We start from the raw sequence: 23,743 nt of genomic DNA on the forward strand, positions 1-23,743 counted from the left end.
TTACGCAATGCTCAATATTAAATCGGCAATACGGACGACACAATGAAACAAAACGAATCGGCGGATAATTCTCAGGGCCAACTCTTTATTGTACCTACTCCTATCGGTAATCTGGCGGATATCACCCAGCGTGCGTTGGAGGTGTTACAGGCTGTAGATCTGATTGCCGCCGAGGATACTCGTCACACCGGTTTATTGCTGCAACATTTTGGGATTAATGCCCGATTGTTCGCGCTGCACGACCATAACGAACAACAAAAAGCGGAAACGCTGGTCGCGAAGCTAAAAGAAGGGCAGAACATTGCGCTGGTTTCCGACGCCGGTACGCCACTAATTAATGACCCCGGCTATCACCTGGTGCGTACCTGCCGTGAAGCGGGGATTCGCGTGGTGCCGCTACCAGGGCCATGTGCGGCGATTGCCGCCCTGAGCGCCGCTGGCCTGCCATCTGACCGTTTCTGCTATGAAGGCTTTTTACCGGCGAAATCCAAAGGCCGCCGTGATGCGCTAAAAGCCATTGAAACGGAACCGCGAACGCTGATTTTTTATGAGTCAACCCACCGCCTGTTAGATAGCCTGGAAGATATCGTCGCGGTATTGGGAGAATCCCGTTATGTGGTGCTGGCGCGTGAGCTGACCAAAACCTGGGAAACCATTCACGGCGCGCCGGTCGGCGAGCTGCTGGCGTGGGTCAAAGAAGATGAAAACCGTCGCAAAGGCGAAATGGTGCTGATTGTCGAAGGCCATAAAGCGCAAGAAGACGACCTGCCCGCCGACGCGCTGCGCACGCTGGCGCTGCTACAGGCAGAACTGCCGCTGAAAAAAGCGGCGGCGCTGGCAGCAGAAATTCACGGCGTGAAGAAAAATGCGCTGTATAAGTATGCGCTGGGGCAGCAGGAAGAGTAAAAGCGAGCGCCCGGGAACCGCCTTTTATCGCCATCGTGTTAATACTCAATCAGGTGATTGATGTGGGTAAAGTGATGGGGGCATTGGGCGGTGATAGCGGGCCGGGCCTTTCCTTCGGGCTTACTCTCGCGATCAGCAACGCATAACCGACTCCTTTTTAGACGATCATTAATTCCACGCCTGTTTTCGCTAATGCCGCTTTATCCTGTTTGCTGATGGTGTCATCGGTTATCACACAGTCGATCTTGTCCATCGGCAATACCTGGTTAAAGCCGCGACGGTTAAATTTGGTCGCGTCCAGTACCGCGATAACTTTGTGTGCAGCCGCCGCCATGACGCCGCTAATGGAATAACCTTCGTTAAACGTGGTAATACCGTTTGTCGCATCAATGCCATCCGCCCCGACAAACATGACATCGGCGCTGATGCCGTGTAGCGATCGTTCCGCAATCGTGCCGTGCATTGAGTGGGTTTTATGCCGTACCGTACCGCCGCAAACCACCAGCGTGAGATCTTTATTTTCTGATAGCGTAAAAGCGGCAGGCAAGCTGTTAGTGATCACCGTAATATTGCTTTTTCGCGCGAGCGCTTCCGCAATCAGTAATGTTGTGCTCCCGCTATCCAGAATGATGGTCATTCCTTCTTCAACCATTGCCGCAGCCGCCTGGGCAATCCGCTTTTTCGGATCGCTGGCGAGTTGATACCGATCTTCCAGAATGACTTCCTGATTGTCGCCTTCCGCCAGATGACTTCCCGGTTTTGCCGCGCCGCCATGAAAACGGGTGACAAGGCCTTTCTCTTCCAGCAGACGCAGGTCAGCACGGATAGTCACTTCAGAAATACCAAAGGTATTTGAAAGGTCCATCACCAGCACGCTGCCTTGCGTATTAATCAGGTCGACAATTTTATTTCTTCGCTCAAATGAGTTCATATTGATTTGCCTGATAATTAACTGTAACTAGTTTAAACGAAGGATTGCGAAAGGTGAACGCTAAATTTCGAAAGGAAATGTGAGCCAGCGCAGGTTGCTGGCTCGTACCATCAGGAAAGTTGAAGTAAGATTTTGCCCTGCATGGGCGCGCCATTAAGCGCTTTGACTGCTTCTGCAAAGCTTTCCGCATCGCCGCGATGGGCAATGAGAGGGGCCAGTTGAAGACGTTTTTCAGCCAACAGGCGCGCTGCGGTTTCCCATTCCTCTCCTGGCCATGGCGCGGAGTAGTTCATCCAACTGCCGAGGAGCGTGAGCTCTTTACGCAAAATTAACCCGAATGTACGCGTTGTCAGGGTGAGATCGTGATGTAACGTCCCCACCAGCGCCAGTTGCGCGCGCGGCCCGGCGATATCGATAGCCAGCGAGACGGTCTGGGGAGTTCCTGCCGTTTCGAGAACCAGTTGATCAAACTGAATGTCGGACAACGCGGTCTGGATGTCGTCGGCGGTCATTTCCCGGCTATTACAGGTATGCGTTGCGCCGAGCGCTTTCGCCAGTTCCAGTTTCTGCGGATTGATATCAATCGCCGTTACGCTTCGCGCGCCCAGTTCCCGCGCGCACTGTAAGGCCAGCAGGCCAATTGTCCCGGCCCCGACGATAATTACGTTTTTCCCCTCGCAGCCCTGCGCCAGATGAAAGGCGTGTAAGCCCACGGTAATCGGTTCGATAAACGCGCCATCTTCAATCGGCATATCAGACGGCAAGCGGAAAAGATTGGCCCGTTTGACCACCACATATTCCGCATTACCGCCTTCGCTGCGCGATCCTACAAACTGATACTGTTTGCATAAAGAAAAGTAACCGCGTTCGCATTGCGGACAGTGAAAGCAGGGAAGAAGCGGGACACAAGCGACGGCATCGCCAGGCTGCATATCCGTTACGCCTGTGCCGTAGGATTCAACGTAGCCGCTGAATTCATGGCCTAACGTAATAGGATAATAATGGGCGCCCTGCGCGAAAATACGCGGGATATCCGACCCGCAAAGCCCTGAGCTAACGACTTTGACCAACACATCGTCCTCGGCTTGCAGTTGTGGTAAGGGACGTTCTTCAACGCGCACGTCTCCCTCAGCGTGAATAACCACTGATTTCATAACATTCTCCAGGAAGGTGAGGGGAGCGATTGCTCCCCTAAAATTAAGAGGCGATTTGACTTTGCTGTAGCGCCGTGGCTTTCTCAGCCGCGACAAACTGTCGGGCGCGACGCCAGGTCAGCAGTACGCCGGCCAGATAGATAATGGCAATGGCGGCGAAGCCGACGATATTCTGCCAGGTAAAAAGTTGAATCAGCAGCCAGGTGATGGGAGAACCGCCCTGATCCAGCGAGGCGACTTGTCCGCCTGCTTTTAGCGCTCCGGCATTGGCAGCCAGTTGGGTATGCAGGCCAATCGTCTGGGTGGCTATCCACAGGGTGATACCCATAATAATGACACCTGAAATCAGCGTGCGGAACAGGTTGCCCTGGTGTACCGCGACCGCCATCGCAATAAAGAAACCGATGGTGGCGAGGTCGCCGAACGGCAGCACCTGGTTTCCCGGTACTAAGACGGCAATCAGGATGGTCAGCGGAATGAATATCAGGCTCGCGGAGACAACAGAGGTATGACCGAGCAGTAGCGCTGGATCAAGGCCTATCAGGAACTCCTGCCCGCCAAATTTGGCCTGTAGACGTTTACGCGCATGTTTCGCGATAGGCGTTAGGCCATCCATAATAGGTTTAATGACGCGTGGCATAAGCAGCATCACCGCTGCGGTTTTGACCGCCAGTTGCAGAACGGCTTTGGCGTCGTAGCCTGCCAGTACACCAATCACCAGCCCCATCACGAAGCCGACAGTCACCGGCTCGCCAAACGGTCCGAAGCGTTTCTGGACATCATCTGCGCTAAAGTGAATACGATTGAGACCCGGAATTTTCTCGATAATGGTATCAACGAGCACCGCCACGGGGCCCAGGTACGCGGATGAGCCGTGTGGGATAGCAATCCCCTCGAGGCCAAAATAGTCGCGGGTATCTTTGGCAAACCAGTCCCCCAGTTTGTAGACAAAGGCGGCATGAACCACAACGCCCAGAATCCCCAGCCAGTATGAACCGGTCGCCAGATGCAGCATGGCGCCCGTGAAGGTCATGTGCCAGATATTCCAGATATCGACATTCACCACGCGGGTCATGCGGGTCACCAGCATCAGGACGTTAACCCCAATGGCGACAGGGATCGCGACCAGCGCGATTTGTGACGCCCAGGTCATGGGCGATGAACCTGGCCAGCCGACGTCAATAACGTGGAGATTGATTTGGAAATGTTCCGCCATGGCTTTCGCCGCGGGGCCGATAGAATCCAGCATCAGGCCGATGACCAGACCAATACCCACGAAGCCGATACCAATATGCAAACCCGATTTAAAACAATCCCCAAGCTTCATTCCCAGCAGTTTAGAGAACACGATGATCACCAGAGGCAACATCACCGTTGGGCCTAAGTCGAGGATATAACGCATTATTTCGCTAAACATACGTTACCCCATGAGAATGGACAGAATTTTTTGCTGTAATGCTTCAATACCCACGCCGGAAACAAAAGGCATACCGTGAACGACGGGAATATCACCAAAGGCGCGATCGACCCTGGCAGTGGTACAGATAAGATCGGCGCCGTCCATATAGGTTTCGATTTCGGTGACCCGGCATTGCACTAAGTCGAGCTCAATATGGTTGGCATCACATAGCTCTTTAATTTCTTCCGCAGCCATCGTTGAGGTTGCAACCGCACCGCCACAGGCCACAATTACTTTACGTTTCATAGGGTATTCCTCATTATTATCAATTTATTATCAAACCTGGACGCACTGCTCAGGCTCAAGGATGGTTTCCTGAAAGCGTATCGCCAGTTCGGCATCCGGCGCGCTTAACAGGGCATCGAGGGTGCTTGGGTTCTGTAGCTCACTAAACAGGCGGCGCAGAAGTTTTAGCTGTGCCGCCGGGTTTTCAACGATTAAGGCGATGATTAACGAAACGGCAATCTCTTCGTCATCATCCGCCTGTTGAAACATGACCGGCTTATCTGGACGAATCAGATAGATAGCGGGTGATTTCGCATGAACCGCCTCGCAATGAGGGATAGCGACGGCGTGACGCTCCAGCGCAATGCCGGTAGGAAAAGACGCTTCACGTTCCACCAGCGCCTGCGGATAACTATCATGTACCACGCCTTTCGCCAGCATCTCTTTGCCAATGTGCGCCAGCGCCTGTTGGCTCGAGTCGAATGTGATTCCGGTTCGGACAAATAGTTGGCTCATAAATTCTCCATTATTCAGGCGACATCCGGCGTGCAACCGAAGCGATAAGCGCGCAGAACATCCTGAATTTTGTCAATAATCAGGTTATGCGGCGTGGGGGTGAGCACGCCCTCAGACAGGCGTTCAAACTGTACGGGCATAAACTGGCTAATTAATCCCAGCGGCAATGTGACGTTGTTCAGATTGGCGATTAACTTCTCTACGCTTTGACGAATACGCGGGTGCGGCCAGTAATAGCGAATACGGTCAGACAAACTAAAGTGGATGTCGACCATCGCCTGGCTCCAGGTTGGACGGTAGTATTTTTTCCAGTAGCCCGGTTCGTTTAGCATAACTTCATCAATGACCTCCAGTACCCGACTACGTTGTTCCGGGGAGATCAGCTCGTTTTCCATTTGCGCAAGTGCGAAAATGGCTTCGCGCAGCGCGAAAGTGAGCGCCGGGCCGACCTTCAGAATGGCGTAATGATCGCGTACCAGCGCACGGTAGGCCTGGCGAGTTTGGTAATCGGTGGAGTGTGCTTCATAGACCATCGGCATTTCTTTTATCCAGTCGGAAAGCGCTTTAGCGGCCTGCGGTTGATAGTGGATAATCTGTGTATGGTCGAATTCTACGCCCGGCTGTACGACAATCGCGATAACCCGGTTCAATGCCTCCTCCAGCCCCAGGGCGCGAAAAGCAGCCTGATGCGTTTGCAGCGTGCGGGCCGCATCCTGTTCGCGGGTAACATGTACGGCGTTAATGGCGCTGGCTTCTCCGCCCGGAACCGGAACTTCAGTGCCGATAACATAGGTTAAATGGCGTTTTTGTTCGTCGGTCGCCGTCGTTTCCGCTGCCTGGCAAAGCAGGGCGGCGCGTTTAGCGACAACCATTGGGTCCAGCGGCGTCGGATCGTCAGCGCAGGACATAGAGGCATCAAGATGGATTTTGCTAAACCCAGCAGCGACGTAAGCCTTAATGAGTTCGACGGATTTTTCCATCGCCGTATCCGCAGGTTCGTTTTGCCAGCAGTTAGGTCCCAGGTGATCGCCGCCTAAAATAAGCCGTTCGCGTGGAAAACCCACTTCCTGGGCGATGCCATAGACAAAATCACGAAAGTCAGCTGGTTTCATTCTGGTATAACCGCCAAACTGATTAACCTGGTTAGAGGTCGCTTCGATCAGAACTTTGTTCCCGCTATTCAGATCAAAACGTAATGCGGATTCAATCACCAGCGGGTGTGCTGAACATACGGAACAGATCCCTATCTGTTCCCCTGCTTTGTGACGAGAAATTATTTCTTTCACTTCTGGCTCCGATATCTTTTGTTTATCTTCATAATATTTTTGGTTTGAAGGCAAAGGATAATAATGGCTTTCGTGATCCAGCTATGAAAACGCCCTTTGCCGTGCTAAATCCGGGGGCTTTAGAGCTTCCCTTCACAACCGCAGTCGGCAATCACTTTACGTACAACCTCTTTCATGGCCGCTTTCGCCGGGATCATGTAATGGCGGGGATCGCTGGCCTCTGCGTGTTGCGTTAAATAGTTTTTAAGCGCGCCGGAAAAGGCGATTTTAAGCTCGGTGGCGACGTTAACTTTGCAAATGCCCAGCGAAATAGCGCGGGTAATATCGCGGGTCGGCAGGCCAGAGGCGCCGTGAAGGACTAAGGGGACATCAACCCGCTGACGAATTTCCGTCAGTCGTTCAAAATCAAGTTTTGGTTCAGCGGTGTAGAGGCCGTGAGCGGTGCCGATAGCAATGGCTAACGAGTCGATACCCGTTTTTTCTACAAATTCCCGGGCCTGTTCCGGATGGGTATAAAGCGCATCTTTACCGTCAACGATAAGATCGTCTTCCTGCCCGCCGAGACGCCCAAGTTCAGCTTCAACGCTGACATCGTAGCGATGACAGTAATCAACCACACTTTTCACCAGCGCAATATTGTCGGCAAAGGGGAAATGCGACCCGTCGATCATGACCGAGCGTACCCCGGCGGCGACTTTCATTTTGATGTCGGCCAGTTTTTCATGATGATCGAGATGTACCGCGAGAGGATGGTTCCAGCTTTTCGCCAGTTCTGCGGCGATGGCCACGATATTACCGACGCCTGCGTAGCTAAAGGTGCCTGGCGTACCGGCGACAATCAGCGGAGAGCGCAATTCTGCGGCGGTTTCCACCACCACTTGCAATGTCTCCAGGTTGTGGATGTTAAACGCCGGCACAGCATAACCTTCCTGCTGCGCCTTCTTTAGCATTGTTCTGCCTGAAATGATAAACATCCTTCCTCCGAAATCTTTCGTTTGTTTTCTGTGAAAGAATTTATAGGCTTTCGGAATGTTTTTTTGTGATTTTGATCTGATAAATGAAAGTTTCGAAATAAAGTGGAAGTTATCGAAAGTCAGGAGTAAAAAAAGCATGTCGGGCAGACATACTTCAGGCTACAGACTAAGGGCGAAAAAATACCGGGTAGCGCTGGCGCTTACCCGGTCTACAGATTATGCGGTTATACCCTGGTCGGAGAAGGGTACTGACTGGATCAGGTCACTGGCGCCGGGTTAAATATCGCCAGTTGGTTATGTAGGCCCCACTGGTCCGAGAAAGTCTTTTTCCGGCCGCTGGCGACATCGAGAATAAAGTGAAACAGCTTCCAGCCCACATCTTCGATTGTCTCTTCACCCGTGGCGATGGTGCCTGCATTGATATCCATTAAGTCATACCAGCGGTTCGCCAGCTCGGTACGCGTCGCCATTTTAATGACCGGCACCGCCATCAGCCCGTACGGCGTGCCGCGTCCGGTGGTAAAGACCTGTACGGTAATGCCGGAAGCGACCTGCTGCGTGCCGCAGACGAAATCGCTGGCGGGCGTCGCGGCGTAAATCAGGCCGCGTTTGGTGGGGCGCTGACCCGGCGATAATACTTCGACAATGGCGCTCTTACCCGATTTAGCGATAGAGCCCAACGCTTTTTCCACCACATTCGCCAGGCCGCCTTTTTTGTTGCCAGGGGACGGGTTAGCGCTGCGATCGGTTTTCCCCATATCAAGGTAGTTATCGTACCAGGCCATTTCATCCAGTAGGCGTTTACCCACGGCTTCGTTGATGGCGCGCGGCGTCAGAAGATGAATGGCATCGCGCACTTCGGTGACCTCCGAGAACATGACTGTCGCGCCGCAGCGTACCAGCAGATCGGAAGCATAACCCACCGCCGGGTTTGCCGTGACGCCGGAAAACGCATCGCTGCCGCCACACTGCATCCCGACGACCAGCTCGGAGGCCGGGCAGGTTTCGCGCTGGCGCTGGTTCAGTTTCGTCAGATGGCGTTCGGCGACCTGCAAAATATCGTCGACCATTGATTTAAAGCCGACATGCTGCTCGTCCTGTAAACGCACAATACTGGCGCTTTCAACGGCGATGGCGGGAACATCCTCGGTGCCTTCCAGCAGTCGTTCCGGCTGCAGTTTTTCGCAACCGAGGCCAATCACCATCACTTCGCCGCCAAAATTGGGGTTGAGCGCGATATTATGAATCGTGCGAATCGGCACGACCGCCGCTGGCGCGTTGATTGCCACGCCGCAGCCGTACAGATGGTTTAGCCCTACAACGCCATCGACATTCGGGTATTTGGGCAGCAGATCGCGCTCAATTACTTTCACCACATAATCGACCACGCCCGCCACACAGTGCACGCTGGTGGTAATGCCAAGCAGATTTTTGGTGCCGACGCTGCCATCGGCGTTACGATAGCCCTCAAACGTGTAGCCTTCCAGCGGCGGTAGCGGTTCCGGTACTTTGGTCGCCAGCGGTAGCGTATTCAGCGGCGGCGCTTTTGGCAGTTCAACCAGCGACTCGTCGATCCAGCTTCCGCGCGGGATGTCGCGTACCGCATAACCGATGACTTCGCCATAACGGATGATTTCGCCGTGAGCGGGGATATCCGTCAGAGCAACTTTATGGCCTTGCGGAATATGTTCAGTCAGTTCCAGGCCATCCGGAAAACGTGTTCCGGCTTTAAGACCGTGGTCATTAACAATAATTGCGACATTATCGGTTTCATGTACTTTTATATAAAACGCCGATGGCGATTCCTGGCGAATTTCGATATTGGCCATTGTTCAACATTCTCCAGCCTGGATGATAGAAATAGGATTATCTATTTTGGTTATGGTTAAATCGTTAAATCTCAATATAAGAAATAAAGTTCATGCATAATGAAATAAGAATGACAGGAGTATAAATATAAGAATGTGATCCAGATCACCGCAAATTATGAAATTTTTTATGTAGGCCGGGTAAAGCGTAAATGTGTGCATTAGCGCCCAGTATCATGGGCGTATGCTCAAAAATAAGCGTTAAATAATCCCTTTTTAATGAGCGTTTGCACAATGATTATCCGCCATAGGCTGTTTATACTGAATGGCGAATTCAGTGTATCTGACGAGTTATTTGAAAATACCATGATAATAATAAAAGACGATAAAGATATCAGAACGGTATATTGTGCTACAGGATGTGTACCACATTAGAAATAGAATGCGGAGACCCATTCTGATTTCAGATAAGCATTTTATTGTCGTTGCTATAAGTTATGGTGGCGGCATCACATGTAGAGAATTAAAGAAATAAGCGAAGGTATAAGCGATGAATAACGCTATTTTCCCGAATAAGTTTAAAGCGGCGCTAGCGGCGCAACAGGTGCAGATTGGCTGCTGGTCTGCACTGGCAAGCCCAATCACCACCGAAGTTCTTGGTCTGGCGGGATTTGACTGGCTGGTGCTGGATGGCGAACATGCGCCGAACGATGTGACCACCTTAATTCCGCAGTTAATGGCATTGAAAGGCAGCGCCAGCGCGCCTGTGGTACGTGTGCCAACCAATGAACCGGTCATTATCAAACGGATGCTGGATATTGGGTTTTATAACTTCCTGATCCCCTTTGTTGAAACGCAAGAGGAAGCGGCTCGCGCCGTCGCCTCGACGCGTTACCCGCCGGAAGGCATTCGCGGCGTCTCCGTTTCTCACCGCGCGAATATGTTCGGTACGGTGCCTGATTACTTTGCGCAGTCGAACAAAAACATCACCATTATTGTTCAAATCGAAAGCCAGTTGGGTGTCGACAATGTTGATGCCATCGCCGCAACGGAAGGCGTTGATGGCATTTTTGTCGGCCCAAGCGATTTGGCCGCCGCGCTGGGTCATCTCGGCAATGCTTCTCACCCTGACGTGCAGCAGACGATTCAACATATTTTCGCCCGCGCTAAAGCGCACGGTAAACCGTGCGGCATTCTGGCGCCGGTAGAGGCGGATGCCCGCCGTTATCTGGAATGGGGCGCGACCTTTGTCGCCGTTGGCAGCGATTTAGGCGCATTCCGCGCCAGCACGCAGAAGCTTGCCGACACCTTTAAAAAATAATCCTGGTATGGAAAGAGAGAACGCTATGACGATGAAAGTTGGCTTTATTGGCTTAGGCATCATGGGTAAGCCCATGAGCAAAAACTTACTGAAAGCAGGGTATTCGCTGGTGGTGTCCGATCGTAATCCTGAAGCGATTGCTGACGTCATTGCCGCAGGCGCGGAAACGGCCTCTACGGCGAAGGCGATCGCTGAACAGTGTGACGTCATCATCACGATGCTGCCTAACTCTCCGCATGTGAAAGAGGTTGCGCTGGGCGAGAACGGTATCATCGAAGGCGCGAAGCCGGGAACCGTATTGATTGATATGAGTTCTATCGCGCCGCTGGCAAGCCGTGAAATCAGCGATGCGCTGAAGGCGAAGGGCGTTGAGATGTTGGATGCGCCGGTCAGCGGCGGCGAGCCGAAGGCGATTGATGGCACGCTGTCGGTGATGGTGGGGGGCGATAAAGCCATTTTCGACAAGTACTACGACCTGATGAAAGCGATGGCGGGTTCAGTGGTGCATACCGGCGATATCGGCGCAGGCAACGTCACAAAACTGGCTAACCAGGTGATCGTGGCGTTGAATATCGCCGCCATGTCTGAAGCGCTGACGCTGGCGACTAAAGCGGGCGTCAACCCGGATCTGGTCTATCAGGCGATTCGCGGCGGTCTGGCTGGCAGCACGGTACTGGATGCGAAAGCGCCGATGGTCATGGACAGAAACTTTAAGCCAGGTTTCCGTATCGATCTGCACATTAAAGATCTGGCGAATGCGCTGGATACCTCCCACGGCGTTGGCGCGCAGCTCCCGCTGACCGCCGCCGTTATGGAAATGATGCAGGCGTTACGCGCGGATGGACACGGTAATGACGACCATAGCGCGCTGGCGTGCTACTACGAAAAACTGGCGAAAGTGGAAGTCACTCGCTAACGACGTTGTGCCCGGATGGCGTGTAGCGATCCGGGCCTGAATTTCAGGCTGGATAAGTGAAACGCCATCCGGCGTTGTGCAGTAACAGGCTACCACTATGAAAATCGTAATTGCCCCCGACTCCTATAAAGAAAGCCTTTCTGCCGCCGAGGTAGCGCAGGCGATAGAAAAAGGATTTCGGGAAATTTTCCCCGATGCGCAATATGTCTCTGTTCCGGTTGCCGATGGCGGCGAAGGAACGGTCGAAGCCATGATTGCCGCGACGCAGGGCGTTGAACGCACCGCATGGGTGACCGGGCCGTTGGGTGAAAAAGTGAAAGCCTGCTGGGGAATGTCCGGGGATGGTAAAACCGCGTTTATTGAAATGGCGGCGGCCAGCGGACTGGCGCTGGTTCCACCAGAAAAACGCAACCCTTTGATTACTACCTCGCGGGGAACGGGGGAGCTGATATTGCAGGCGCTGGAAAGCGGCGCAAGCAATATCATTATCGGCATTGGCGGCAGCGCGACAAATGACGGCGGCGCAGGGATGATGCAGGCGCTGGGCGCAAAACTGCGCGATGCAAACGGCGCGGATATCGGTTACGGTGGCGGAAGCCTTCATTGTCTAAGCGACATTGATATTTCAGAGCTCGATCCCCGTTTAAAACTCTGCGCGATTCGTGTCGCATGCGATGTATCTAATCCTCTGATCGGCGACAACGGCGCATCACGAATTTTTGGGCCGCAGAAAGGCGCGACCGAAGAGAACATTGTTGAGCTGGACAGAAATCTTGCTCACTATGCCGACATCATAAAAAAATCGCTGAATGTCGACGTAAAGGCGGCGCCCGGCGCAGGCGCGGCAGGCGGTATGGGGGCGGCGTTAATGGCTTTTCTCGGTGCGGAGTTACGCAGCGGGATCGAAATTGTCACGGCGGCACTGAACCTGGAGGAGCATATCCACGACTGTACGCTGGTGGTGACGGGAGAAGGGCGGATTGATAGCCAAAGTATTCGCGGTAAAGTGCCGATTGGCGTCGCGAATGTGGCGAAAAAATATCATAAGCCAGTGATTGGCATTGCCGGCAGCCTGACGCACGATGTAGGGATAGTGCATCATTATGGCATCGACGCTGTCTTTAGCGTACTCACGCGCATCGTGACGCTGGAGGAGGCTTTTCGGGGCGCTTTTGACAATATTTATCGGGCATCCAGAAATGTTGCTGCCGCTCTGGCGATAGGAATGCGCAGCGCAGGGTGACAAAGTCGCGCGAACCCTCTATACTGCGCGCCGAAGCTGACCAGACAGTCGCCGCTTCGTCGTCGTCCTTTCGGGGAGACGGGCGGAGGGGAGGAAAGTCCGGGCTCCATAGGGCAGGGTGCCAGGTAACGCCTGGGGGGGAAACCCACGACCAGTGCAACAGAGAGCAAACCGCCGATGGCCCACGTAAGTGGGATCAGGTAAGGGTGAAAGGGTGCGGTAAGAGCGCACCGCGCGGCTGGTAACAGTCCGTGGCACGGTAAACTCCACCCGGAGCAAGGCCAAATAGGGGTTCATAAGGTACGGCCCGTACTGAACCCGGGTAGGCTGCTTGAGCCAGTGAGCGATTGCTGGCCTAGATGAATGACTGTCCACGACAGAACCCGGCTTATCGGTCAGTTTCACCTCATTCTAAAACAATACGTTGGTGTGTCTCAGCCCTTCCTGGGTGAAAATGTGACACAGACTGTGATACAAACGAGGCACACCAACGGTTGTTCCATCCCGAATATTCTAAAGCGTGGCAACCGTTACTTCCTTCATTTCCGACTACCTTCAGGCGGCTTTTTTCTCATTTCTCTGGGTTGCGATTCAGCCAGTAGGGCAAGGTTTATATCTTCCCGTCTCACTATGTTCATTTCTCTTGTAAAATCGTCCAAGATGGAGTCAGCCCAACCAAACGGATTTCATATCTTGCCAAGAATCGCGGGAAGTATTCTAATGGTAAAGGGCAGCAAACATTCTCTGCGTCGAGGGTAAATTTAAGACGGCTAATACGCTGCATTAGAATCCTTCACAGGAAGCTCTGTATTCAATTTTGAATTGCAAGCAGTACCATCACATTACCTATATAGTAAAACCCTCTCAGGGAGCTACACGGACTGCTTGGCAGACTGCTTTATACATCACCTCTACTTGCATTTAAATTACTAAGCATTATTCTCAATCATGCTTAGCAAATGACCTGAGGGCTGCCGCTCACATCGGCGTAGCCCTTTTTGTTTTCTCAGTTTATCCCTTGGATAATCCGCGATATTATACAAAAGTATAACAAAAATAATGTAATTAAGAGCACTAAACAATCACTACGTACTTTAGTCAGCACTAGCTTTCACTTATGAAATCCCGCAGCATCTACCAGCCAATCTAAACCCTCAGCACCAATACGTTTCATTATTTCTTCTAAGGCGAGAGCATCTGGATTATCAAACGCATTTTGCATCATTGAATACAGCTGAGCAGAACAGAGAAGGCACATCCTGCTCAGTGATGAAGCAAGGCAAATACTTTCATTTGCTTCATCTTCGGTCTGATATATCTCTCCATGAACCAAAATAGAACGGGCTCTGTATACTTTGAGGGCCTGATCGTAGACTTGGTGATCGCCGTCACAACCGAATGCGTCCAGAATATACTTGATTCTTCCTGCAAATACTTTAGTGCGTCCCGACTCAAATTTTCCGAAGAACAATCGCTCAATTGCAGATACGTACTTAACAATACTCGAAGACGGGTTTGAATCCGTTGCCGCGTCTCCAAACCAATTAATAGCATCAATGAGACGTTGATGGAGATGATTGGTTTCTATGGGATTGACTATTGGTAACAAGGCAGAACCAAGGATTTCTAACTCTAAATCGCATTTCATCAATGCCTTATACCAATTGATTATCCCGACAGGTCCTAAAGAATTAGCGCCGACACTTGCGTGAATTACACCATCCGCGTCAGAGTATAAATGAGCTGTATTTAAGGCATTACTTCGAGACCATGCTAGTCTGATTTTCCGAGTTGGTTCAGCTCCCAAGAGGATACGGATAATATGAATTGCCAATTCAGTTGCTTGGATGGCCCGTTCTTGAGAGGTCACTTCGTCACAATCAGTGACTTTAATACTTGCAACCCACGGATAGTCTTTATATATCTTGATAGCGCGTTTCTGAAATTCTCCAACAAATTTTCTTGATTCATCTGGGGTGGGCACATTCTCTCGAAAGAATCCTTGAGTGATCGCAGAAGTTACACTCTTAATATGAGCATTCGTGTTTATATCAACGCTATGTCTGAACACTGACTTTTTGTCCCTGAAGAACATGGCGTTTTGAGTGAATGTGACTGGACCAACGGTAAACTCTGTGGGAGCATCATCGCCGAAGAGTACGCATGGTAGGTAGTGTTCCCTGACTACGAGCTTATTTCTTAAAATTGCCAAAGCATCTTGGAGAACCATCATCGCCGTCTCCTGATTAGCTTCACGTGCTTCCTGCAATACCTTTGATACAAAAGCATCAGTTACGGCTTTTCTTGCTTGTTGGCTACTTACGCGACGACCTAGGCAGGTGTCCAATTTAAGAGCCAAATCTGCAAGTTCACCTAACTTGTTCCATGCGATAGAACCACACTGGAGGTTACCATTTCCTTTCGGATGGGGGATTTGGCAGAAAGCCTCTCTGGGATGTTTGCGTAAGTAGGCCATCAGTTCATTGGGCGGCATTTTTGCAAATCGAAGGAGTTGTCGATTAATAAATTCAATACATTTCAACGCTCGTTTAGCAATATTTTCTTTCGTCACTGCGTTCATTTGATAAATATACACTCCACTGAAAATGACCTGAGTATGGATTAGATGCGAAAGAGGTGTAATTTTAAGCTATATTCACGGCTAAAATATATCAGCAACAGTACAATCCAGTAGATTTTATAGCTATATTATTCCGCTACGATGTTCCAGTTCCGCTTTATGGTTGGAAGGCTTACACCTAATTCAAGAGCTGCTTTGGACTGGCTCAAACCTTTAGCTTTGGCTCTTTGAACACGTTCTCGTGTGTCTGTAGCAACAGGACGGCCTAACCGTTTTCCTTCCTGTTTTGCACGATCAAGACCTTCTTTGGTTCGTTCTATTATTCGGGATTTTTCGAACTCAGCGAAAGCAGAGAACATTTGTAGCATTAACTTTCCTTCTGCACTCGTGAGATTACGAACGGGCAGATCCAATGAAACAACTTCAATGCCACGCTTAACAAGCATATCAATAGTTTGTTGTACGTCTATGTTATCACGGCCCAAACGGTCTAGTTTGAGCACGATAAGCCGATCACCTGACTCCAGCTTGTGATTTACCATATCGGCAAAAGCTTTACGCTTCATTGCCTGTACCCCACCGGAAACAACTTCCGACACTACACGGTTATCGAGTACATCATAACCCGCCTGACGGATCGCTATGATTTGGTTTTCGGTCGCTTGCTCGCTGGTGGACACACGACAATATGCAAAAGTACGGCTCATAACATCCTCTCAAGTGGTATCAAAAACGGAACGTTTTACGATACCAATCTATCTCCTACAAATCTGGTATCAATAAATTACCATATTGACTTAAAGATACCAGCGATCAATTATGATTCAATTGTTGATACCAAGTACATTTCCTCCTCCACCTGCCAAAAATACCTCAACGCACTATTAACTAAATGTGCCAACTACTTACCTCTAGACTTGCGTGATAGCATGTACCTGTCATGTTCAACTGAGGTGCATTATCAATGAGCTATCCCCACCGCTTTATGAATGGCGAAGAAGACAAAACGGAAGAAATAATAAACACCATCCTTCGCTTCGGAATAAAAGAGGAAATGCTTACCAGAATTAGCGGGCTGCTGATTTTGCAACTTTACGGTTCTTTCATATCCAGAAGCGAAAACCCGTTCATTATCGTTGATGAAATTTCTTGCCTGGAAGGCAATCCTTTACGGGGCGAAAGCAGAACCAAACCACCAACAATGTTTAACCGGAAGCCTTATCTTCGGGGACTATGGCACAAGCACTATCACAGTGCTGGTATAGATGTTATGGCTAGGAATATACAAATCGCCCTGAAAAATTACGGTTTACCGCGATTAGAAGCAGAGGTTGAAAAAGTCATTGAATCAGGTGAAGAACGGTATTTTACAGCCGAAGATGCGGCCCTGATCGCCCATGAGGCTGTGAAGGAGAATTGGTTGCGACGCTCCAACGAACAAAAAATCACTGGACACTGGATTATTTATGCCATCCATGAAGGTAAAAATTACTATCTGAGCCTTGGTCGGCACACCGATGATGAGGCGGAACTTCGGCGGCAAATCGAAACCGCGTGCCTGTACCAGTTCCCTTTTTTGTCGCACATACTTTGCCCTGTTACGGATTAACTTTAAACGTTACTCGTCTCAATCACTAACACCCGTTACAGATATTTGCCAAAGATCCAGTGCGGCTATTGCGATCAGAGAAAATCCGTTAGGCCGTGCTGAGGATGCGACTGTGATATTTGCACCGCTGGCTGTGTACAAGGTGGGGGGACTTCGCGGACCCGCTCTGCGGAGGGGCGGGGGGATGACTCCCCCTGTGTCGGTCAACTACTCAAGCAAACCACTCAACGGCGCTAACGTCACGTAAATGTAATTGTCATCGCGTTCTTCAATGGTGATGGGCATATCAATGCCATTACTCAACACCGCTTTCGCTCGATAGTTTTTGTCTGAAACCTTCTTCACGTCCTCCACAACCAGACACTTCACCTCACTCCCCTTGTCTTTGAATATTGAAGTCGTAATCTCACACGCGCTCGTCTTTAGTGCTTCGCTGTTATCCCAAACAACGGCAATGGAGGAGCAACCCAACGCAATTGCAATATATGCGAGGAACCACGCCCATCGTTTACTCAAATTTTCGCCAGCAGCTTTAACCCTGCCGTAAACGTAAAGAGGTGGAAAAACCATAATCCCCAGAGCCGACCCGACAAATTATGGTTCGGATTCGTAGCCAGCCTTAACCATCTCCTTTTGGTCGAAAATCATACAGGCGATGGCGGTTACATAAAAAACAGCAAGAGCAGCCTTATCATTCATGGTGAGAAAGTAAGTAGCCGGGAACAGTAGCGGGATCGCCATGTAGAGATAGAAGTACAGATTCTTTTTTTTCAGTTGGTTAGTAGTCAAAGCCATCATCCTTTCATGCTGTGATATAGAACTTTCAGGTTTTCACACCGACTTGGAGTTGTAAAACAAAACGGCAAAAGCCAACCCACATTCAATTGGTTAAATCGATAGAAATTTTAAAATCGATTGTTAAAATTGATTAACGTGATTACTATAATTGCCTGTGCGAGAGAAGGCTACTAAATAGTCATGATTGATGAACAATGACATTGAGAGGTTAGGGGTGAAAGGTAATCTATTGATATTTTGCAGTTTATTGTTGTCGTTCAGCGCCAATGCAGGGCGTATAACCATGCGTAACCCGGAACAGACCACCACAGAGAATAGTCGTACCCTGTGCGTCTACTCAAACAGCATTTACACGTTTACTTACATCACCAAGTCGAAGCACTGTCCATACAGTAGGACTTTCGATACTGCTGATAGGGAGTAAGATCTTAGGACTTCTGTTGCGATACAGTCTGCGACACAACACAATCTAAGCGCTGTAGATACCTAGCGTATAGTTGAACGAAGCCGCCTTATCGGTCAGTTTCACTTCTTCATGCAAAAACCCGTCAGTGTAAGCTGGCGGGTTTATGCTTTTACCGGGCGGCAGGATGAATGGCTGTCCACGACGCTATACCCAAAAGAAAGCGGCTTATCGGTCAGTTTCACCTCTTCATAAAACCCGCTTCGGCGGGTTTTTGCTTATCAGGCCGGTGAAGGGTATAGAGGTTGCAGAAGACGCCAGCGTCACTATCCGGCAATTAATTGACAGCCGTGGTGACATAATATTATTTGTTTTTGTGATGAGAAACACAAAACGCTATGGATTGCGCTCTTTTTAGTTTAAGTGAAAAGCAATCGATTTCTTTCACAAAATTACATCCTGAAAAACAGCAAGAAATCGGTGTAAATTATTTGTTGTAAATGAAAATTAAATGTATGAAATATTTTGGTTAAAATTTTATTAAATGTTTCTTTACAAACAAATAAGGTAAAAAAATGTGACGTGTAACGGTTTTTAAGCGCATTTACCTTCGGTTTATACTTAAATTTGAGAAATTACGCTTTAAATTTAACGCTGGAATTGCCGATAAAATGTCCCGTAATTGATTGAAATATCGTCTTCATGGGATGTCGAAAATAGGAGATAAAATAGGCTGGTTATCGCCATAATATATCGTTATCCCGACCCTATTTTTTGATTGAAATCAGGCTAAGTTGCTGTTTTGTTTTTGTAACTCATTGAATTAATGGGTTTTCTTTATTTAATAAAGACCATGTAAAAACTGCGGTAAGTTAATTTGTGAGTGGTCGCACATAACCTTTAAGATTTAATTTGCTACACTTCCTGCCGTTCACAATGTTATTTCAGAGCGGTAGATATGAATACTCTTGTTCTCCCTAAAACACAGCATTTGGTGGTCTTTCAGGAAGTCATTAGAAGTGGTTCTATCGGTTCTGCCGCAAAATCGTTAGGGTTAACCCAACCCGCCGTCAGTAAAATCATTAGCGATGTTGAGGCCTATTTTGGCGTTGAGCTAATTGTACGTAAAAATACCGGCGTTACGTTGACCGAAGCGGGACAGGTACTGCTTTCCTGGTCTGAATCTATCACCCGCGAAATGAAAAACATGATCAACGAGATGAACAGTATGACGTGCAATACCATTGTCGACGTCTCGTTTGGCTTTCCTTCGCTGATTGGCTTTACCTTCATGTCCGATATGATTCATAAGTTCAAAGAGGTATTTCCAAAAGCGCAGGTATCCATGTACGAAGCCCAGCTCTCTTCATTCCTGCCGGCCCTGCGCGACGGGCGGCTGGACTTTGCTATCGGTACGCTCAGTAATGAAATGCAACTACAGGATCTGCATGTCGAGCCGCTGTTTGAATCAGAGTTTGTCCTGGTAGCCAGCAAGTCCCGAACATGCACCGGCACCATCACACTGGAATCGTTAAAAGACGAACAGTGGGTGTTGCCGCAAACGAATATGGGCTACTACAGCGAATTACTCACCACTCTACAACGAAATGGCATCAGCATCGAAAACATTGTTAAAACAGATTCCGTTGTCACAATATATAATCTTGTTCTCAATGCTGATTTCTTAACTGTTATTCCCTGCGATATGACCACGCCTTTTGGCTCTAATCAATTTATCACGATACCAATCAAAGACACATTACCCGTCGCACGTTATGCGGCGGTATGGTCTAAAAATTATCGTATCAAAAAAGCCGCTTCAGTATTAGTAGAATTGGCTAAACAATATTCATCATATAATGGATGCAGACGCAGGCAGTTAATAGAAATTGAATGATATGGAATAAACATATTTAGCGAAATTGACGTCACCTGTTTCTTTTGAACAGTGGGCAACGGTAACTTATTTTTAATACCCAAGTTAAGAGGTTATAATGCACATTACATACGATCTCCCGGTTGCAATTGAAGATATCCTCGAAGCGAAAAAAAGACTGGCGGGGAAGATATATAAAACGGGAATGCCTCGCTCTAACTATTTTAGTGAACGTTGCAAAGGCGAAATATTTCTCAAGTTTGAAAATATGCAGCGTACGGGTTCATTTAAAATTCGTGGCGCTTTTAACAAACTTAGCTCGTTAACGGAGGCGGAAAAACGTAAAGGCGTCGTGGCCTGTTCCGCAGGTAATCATGCACAGGGCGTTTCTCTTTCTTGCGCAATGCTGGGTATTGACGGCAAAGTCGTGATGCCGAAGGGCGCGCCAAAGTCAAAAGTGGCGGCCACCTGTGATTATTCGGCGGAAGTGGTGCTCCACGGTGACAACTTCAATGACACCATTGCTAAGGTGAGTGAAATTGTCGAAACCGAAGGCCGCATTTTTATTCCGCCTTACGACGATCCAAAAGTCATTGCCGGGCAGGGCACTATTGGTCTGGAAATTATGGAAGATCTGTACGATGTCGATAATGTCATCGTGCCTATTGGCGGCGGCGGTTTAATTGCAGGTATTGCCATTGCGATTAAATCGATTAACCCGACCATTAAAGTTATCGGCGTACAGGCCGAAAATGTTCACGGTATGGCGGCGTCTTATTACGCTGGCGAAATAACCACGCACCGAACGACCGGCACCCTGGCGGATGGTTGTGATGTCTCCCGCCCGGGTAATTTAACCTATGAAATCGTTCGTGAATTAGTCGATGACATTGTCCTGGTTAGCGAAGATGAAATTCGTAACAGCATGATCGCTTTAATTCAGCGCAATAAGGTTATTACTGAAGGCGCTGGCGCTCTGGCTTGCGCCGCACTATTAAGCGGGAAATTAGATAGCCATATTCAGAACAGAAAAACGGTCAGTATTATTTCTGGCGGCAATATCGATCTTTCTCGTGTATCACAAATTACGGGTTTAGTTGACGCTTAATCTTTTCGTGAGGATAGGATATGAGTACTACTGATAGCATTGTATCCAGCCAGGCAAAACAGTCGTCATGGCGTAAATCGGACACGACGTGGACGCTGGGTTTATTTGGTACCGCCATTGGCGCCGGGGTGCTGTTTTTCCCTATCCGCGCCGGGTTTGGCGGGCTTATCCCCATTCTGCTGATGCTGGTTTTAGCTTACCCCATTGCGTTCTATTGTCACCGGGCGCTGGCGCGTCTGTGTTTATCCGGATCTAATCCGTCCGGCAATATTACGGAAACGGTCGAAGAGCACTTTGGTAAAACGGGCGGGGTAGTTATCACGTTCCTTTACTTCTTTGCGATTTGTCCGCTGCTGTGGATTTATGGCGTCACCATCACTAACACGTTCATGACGTTTTGGGAAAACCAGTTGCAGATGCCAGCGTTGAATCGCGGTTTCGTGGCGCTGTTCTTGCTGCTGCTGATGGCCTTTGTGATCTGGTTTGGTAAAGATCTGATGGTTAAGGTGATGAGTTACCTGGTATGGCCGTTTATCGCCAGCCTGGTGCTAATCTCATTATCGCTGATTCCTTACTGGAACTCGGCGGTTATCGATCAGGTTGATCTCAGTAATATCGCGCTGACCGGGCACGATGGCATACTGGTTACGGTGTGGCTGGGCATCTCTATCATGGTGTTCTCCTTTAACTTTTCGCCCATCGTCTCTTCCTTCGTGGTGTCTAAGCGGGAAGAGTATGAGAAAGAGTTTGGCCGCGAATTTACCGAGCGTAAATGTTCACAGATCATCTCGCGCGCCAGTATGCTGATGGTCGCCGTGGTGATGTTCTTCGCCTTTAGCTGCCTGTTTACGCTCTCTCCACAGAACATGGCGGATGCGAAAGCGCAGAACATTCCGGTACTTTCCTACCTGGCCAACCATTTCGCCTCTTTGTCGGGGACAAAATCCACTTTTGCAACGGTGCTGGAGTATGGCGCGTCTATCATCGCGCTGGTTGCTATTTTCAAATCTTTCTTCGGTCACTACCTGGGGACGCTGGAAGGGCTGAACGGCCTGGTGCTGAAATTCGGTTATAAAGGCGATAAAACCAAAGTCTCTATGGGCAAGCTTAACACCATCAGCATGATCTTCATTATGGGGTCTACCTGGGTCGTAGCTTACGCAAACCCGAACATTCTGGACCTGATTGAAGCGATGGGCGCGCCGATTATCGCCTCGCTGTTATGCCTGCTGCCGATGTACGCCATTCGTAAAGCGCCGTCGCTGGCGAAGTACCGTGGTCGTCTGGATAACGTGTTCGTCACCCTGATTGGTCTGCTGACCATCCTGAATATTGTCTACAAATTGTTCTAATCCTCACGTTTAGCCTGCGTTCCGCCCCAGGGCGTGGACGCAGGCTGACATCGACGGAGGCACTACATGAATGAATTTCCGGTCGTTCTGGTCATTAATTGCGGATCATCTTCTATCAAATTCTCTGTACTGGATGTCGCTACCTGTGATGTTTTAATGGCGGGAATAGCAGATGGAATGAATACTGAAAACGCCTTTTTATCTATTAATGGCGATAAGCCGATAAACCTCTCGCACTCTAATTATGAGGACGCGTTAAAAGCCATTGCCTTTGAGCTGGAAAAACGTGATTTAACGGATAGCGTGGCATTAATTGGTCACCGTATCGCGCACGGTGGAGAGCTATTTACACAGTCCGTCATTATTACCGATGAGATTATCGATAATATTCGTCGGGTATCACCTTTAGCGCCGCTGCATAATTACGCTAATTTAAGCGGCATTGACGCGGCGCGACACCTTTTCCCGGCCGTGTGTCAGGTGGCGGTATTTGATACCAGTTTCCACCAGACGCTGGCGCCGGAAGCCTATTTGTACGGATTGCCGTGGGAGTATTTTTCCAGTCTGGGTGTGCGTCGCTACGGCTTTCACGGTACGTCGCATCGCTATGTTTCGCGGCGCGCGTATGAACTGCTTGACCTCGATGAAAAAAACTCGGGTCTGATTGTCGCGCATCTGGGCAATGGGGCGTCTATCTGCGCGGTACGCAATGGTCAGAGCGTGGATACCTCAATGGGGATGACGCCGCTTGAGGGGCTGATGATGGGTACTCGCAGCGGCGACGTTGATTTCGGCGCGATGGCGTGGATAGCCAAAGAAACCGGGCAGACGTTGAGCGATCTGGAGCGAGTGGTGAATAAAGAGTCCGGTTTGCTCGGCATCTCCGGGTTGTCATCCGACCTTAGAGTCCTGGAAAAAGCCTGGCACGAAGGACATGAGCGCGCCCGGTTAGCGATAAAAACATTTGTCCACCGTATCGCCCGTCATATTGCCGGACACGCGGCATCGTTACATCGACTGGATGGCATTCTTTTTACCGGCGGTATTGGTGAAAATTCAGTATTAATTCGCCAGTTGGTCATTGAACATCTGGGCGTACTGGGGCTTACGTTAGACGTTGAAATGAATAAGCAGCCGAATTCTCACGGCGAGCGCATTATTTCCGCTAACCCTTCTCAGGTTATTTGCGCTGTTATTCCCACGAATGAAGAGAAAATGATTGCCCTTGATGCCATTCATTTAGGCAACGTGAAAGCACCAGTGGAATTTGCATAACT

20 protein-coding genes, 1 other RNA gene and 1 pseudogene are annotated in these 23,743 nt (G+C 49.6%); 11 read left to right on the top strand and 11 right to left on the bottom strand.

Annotated elements, in window-relative coordinates; translation table 11 throughout:
* The first annotated feature begins 42 nt into the window (after window positions 1-42).
* Window positions 43-906 carry a 16S rRNA (cytidine(1402)-2'-O)-methyltransferase gene (rsmI, locus tag EOS98_RS02965; RefSeq protein WP_000812290.1) on the top strand — a complete coding sequence of 288 codons (864 nt, stop codon included), beginning with the start codon at window positions 43-45 and terminating at the stop codon, window positions 904-906.
* 157 nt (window positions 907-1,063) lie between these two features.
* Here the strand turns inward: rsmI and EOS98_RS02970 are convergent, their stop codons facing one another.
* The 8 genes from EOS98_RS02970 to garD all read right to left on the bottom strand — a co-directional run bounded on the left by EOS98_RS02970 (window position 1,064) and on the right by garD (window position 9,280).
* Window positions 1,064-1,837: a DeoR/GlpR family DNA-binding transcription regulator gene (locus EOS98_RS02970; protein WP_001083899.1), complete on the bottom strand. Its 774-nt coding sequence runs from the start codon at window positions 1,835-1,837 to the stop codon at window positions 1,064-1,066.
* A gap of 110 nt (window positions 1,838-1,947) precedes the next feature.
* Window positions 1,948-2,991 carry a galactitol-1-phosphate 5-dehydrogenase gene (gene gatD, locus EOS98_RS02975; RefSeq protein ID WP_000844173.1) on the bottom strand — a complete coding sequence of 348 codons (1,044 nt, stop codon included), beginning with the start codon at window positions 2,989-2,991 and terminating at the stop codon, window positions 1,948-1,950.
* Window positions 2,992-3,034: 43 nt separating this feature from the next.
* On the bottom strand, window positions 3,035-4,408 hold the full coding sequence (locus tag EOS98_RS02980; protein ID WP_094897543.1) for a galactitol-specific PTS transporter subunit IIC: 1,374 nt from the start codon (window positions 4,406-4,408) through the stop codon (window positions 3,035-3,037).
* Between the two features lie 3 nt (window positions 4,409-4,411).
* Window positions 4,412-4,696: a PTS galactitol transporter subunit IIB gene (gatB, locus tag EOS98_RS02985; RefSeq protein WP_000824293.1), complete on the bottom strand. Its 285-nt coding sequence runs from the start codon at window positions 4,694-4,696 to the stop codon at window positions 4,412-4,414.
* Window positions 4,697-4,726: 30 nt separating this feature from the next.
* Window positions 4,727-5,191 carry a PTS galactitol transporter subunit IIA gene (gene gatA / locus EOS98_RS02990; protein WP_000080445.1) on the bottom strand — a complete coding sequence of 155 codons (465 nt, stop codon included), beginning with the start codon at window positions 5,189-5,191 and terminating at the stop codon, window positions 4,727-4,729.
* 14 nt (window positions 5,192-5,205) lie between these two features.
* Window positions 5,206-6,477 (bottom strand): tagatose-bisphosphate aldolase subunit GatZ, encoded by a 1,272-nt coding sequence (gene gatZ, locus EOS98_RS02995; protein WP_126523811.1) that lies wholly within the window; start codon window positions 6,475-6,477, stop codon window positions 5,206-5,208.
* Between the two features lie 119 nt (window positions 6,478-6,596).
* On the bottom strand, window positions 6,597-7,451 hold the full coding sequence (locus tag EOS98_RS03000; protein ID WP_000469979.1) for a tagatose bisphosphate family class II aldolase: 855 nt from the start codon (window positions 7,449-7,451) through the stop codon (window positions 6,597-6,599).
* A 257-nt stretch (window positions 7,452-7,708) separates the two neighbouring features.
* Window positions 7,709-9,280, bottom strand: a complete 1,572-nt coding sequence (gene garD / locus EOS98_RS03005) for a galactarate dehydratase (protein WP_001273720.1) — start codon at window positions 9,278-9,280, stop codon at window positions 7,709-7,711.
* Window positions 9,281-9,809: 529 nt separating this feature from the next.
* Here garD and garL point away from each other — a divergent pair.
* The 4 genes from garL (at window position 9,810) to rnpB (ending at window position 13,146) form a co-directional block, all read left to right on the top strand.
* Window positions 9,810-10,580, top strand: a complete 771-nt coding sequence (gene garL, locus EOS98_RS03010; RefSeq protein ID WP_001057715.1) for a 2-dehydro-3-deoxyglucarate aldolase — start codon at window positions 9,810-9,812, stop codon at window positions 10,578-10,580.
* Window positions 10,581-10,605: 25 nt separating this feature from the next.
* Window positions 10,606-11,496, top strand: coding sequence for a 2-hydroxy-3-oxopropionate reductase (garR, locus tag EOS98_RS03015; RefSeq protein WP_000178106.1), 891 nt, complete (start codon window positions 10,606-10,608; stop codon window positions 11,494-11,496).
* A 97-nt stretch (window positions 11,497-11,593) separates the two neighbouring features.
* The gene (garK, locus tag EOS98_RS03020; RefSeq protein WP_000706464.1) at window positions 11,594-12,739 is read left to right on the top strand and encodes a glycerate 2-kinase; all 1,146 of its coding nucleotides are present in this window, start codon (window positions 11,594-11,596) and stop codon (window positions 12,737-12,739) included.
* A gap of 32 nt (window positions 12,740-12,771) precedes the next feature.
* Window positions 12,772-13,146, top strand: an RNA gene (gene rnpB / locus EOS98_RS03025) — RNase P RNA component class A.
* A 704-nt stretch (window positions 13,147-13,850) separates the two neighbouring features.
* Here the strand turns inward: rnpB and EOS98_RS03035 are convergent.
* A complete protein-coding gene (locus tag EOS98_RS03035) occupies window positions 13,851-15,320 on the bottom strand; it encodes a HEPN domain-containing protein (protein ID WP_017441481.1) in 1,470 nt (489 codons plus the stop codon).
* A gap of 128 nt (window positions 15,321-15,448) precedes the next feature.
* Window positions 15,449-16,027, bottom strand: a complete 579-nt coding sequence (locus EOS98_RS03040; RefSeq protein WP_023206304.1) for a recombinase family protein — start codon at window positions 16,025-16,027, stop codon at window positions 15,449-15,451.
* A 257-nt stretch (window positions 16,028-16,284) separates the two neighbouring features.
* Here EOS98_RS03040 and EOS98_RS03045 point away from each other — a divergent pair, with 257 nt between their 5' ends.
* Complete coding sequence (locus EOS98_RS03045; RefSeq protein ID WP_126523812.1) at window positions 16,285-16,929, top strand: hypothetical protein; 645 nt, start codon at window positions 16,285-16,287, stop codon at window positions 16,927-16,929.
* Between the two features lie 207 nt (window positions 16,930-17,136).
* Here EOS98_RS03045 and EOS98_RS03050 read toward each other — a convergent pair.
* Window positions 17,137-17,727, bottom strand: a pseudogene (locus EOS98_RS03050) (hypothetical protein).
* Window positions 17,728-17,941: 214 nt separating this feature from the next.
* Between EOS98_RS03050 and EOS98_RS24760 the strand changes: the two are divergent.
* The 5 genes from EOS98_RS24760 to tdcD all read left to right on the top strand — a co-directional run bounded on the left by EOS98_RS24760 (window position 17,942) and on the right by tdcD (window position 23,741).
* Complete coding sequence (locus EOS98_RS24760; protein WP_024146519.1) at window positions 17,942-18,151, top strand: hypothetical protein; 210 nt, start codon at window positions 17,942-17,944, stop codon at window positions 18,149-18,151.
* Window positions 18,152-19,088: 937 nt separating this feature from the next.
* On the top strand, window positions 19,089-20,027 hold the full coding sequence (gene tdcA, locus EOS98_RS03065; protein WP_126523813.1) for a transcriptional regulator TdcA: 939 nt from the start codon (window positions 19,089-19,091) through the stop codon (window positions 20,025-20,027).
* Window positions 20,028-20,124: 97 nt separating this feature from the next.
* Window positions 20,125-21,114, top strand: a complete 990-nt coding sequence (tdcB, locus tag EOS98_RS03070; RefSeq protein WP_000548368.1) for a bifunctional threonine ammonia-lyase/L-serine ammonia-lyase TdcB — start codon at window positions 20,125-20,127, stop codon at window positions 21,112-21,114.
* A 20-nt stretch (window positions 21,115-21,134) separates the two neighbouring features.
* Entirely contained in the window at window positions 21,135-22,466 is a 1,332-nt protein-coding gene (gene tdcC, locus EOS98_RS03075) for a threonine/serine transporter TdcC (RefSeq protein WP_000108129.1), read from the top strand.
* A gap of 66 nt (window positions 22,467-22,532) precedes the next feature.
* On the top strand, window positions 22,533-23,741 hold the full coding sequence (gene tdcD / locus EOS98_RS03080) for a propionate kinase (RefSeq protein WP_126523814.1): 1,209 nt from the start codon (window positions 22,533-22,535) through the stop codon (window positions 23,739-23,741).
* Window positions 23,742-23,743 lie beyond the last annotated feature (2 nt).

This window comes from Salmonella sp. SSDFZ69 (assembly GCF_004010755.1).
Lineage (GTDB): Bacteria > Pseudomonadota > Gammaproteobacteria > Enterobacterales > Enterobacteriaceae > Salmonella > Salmonella enterica.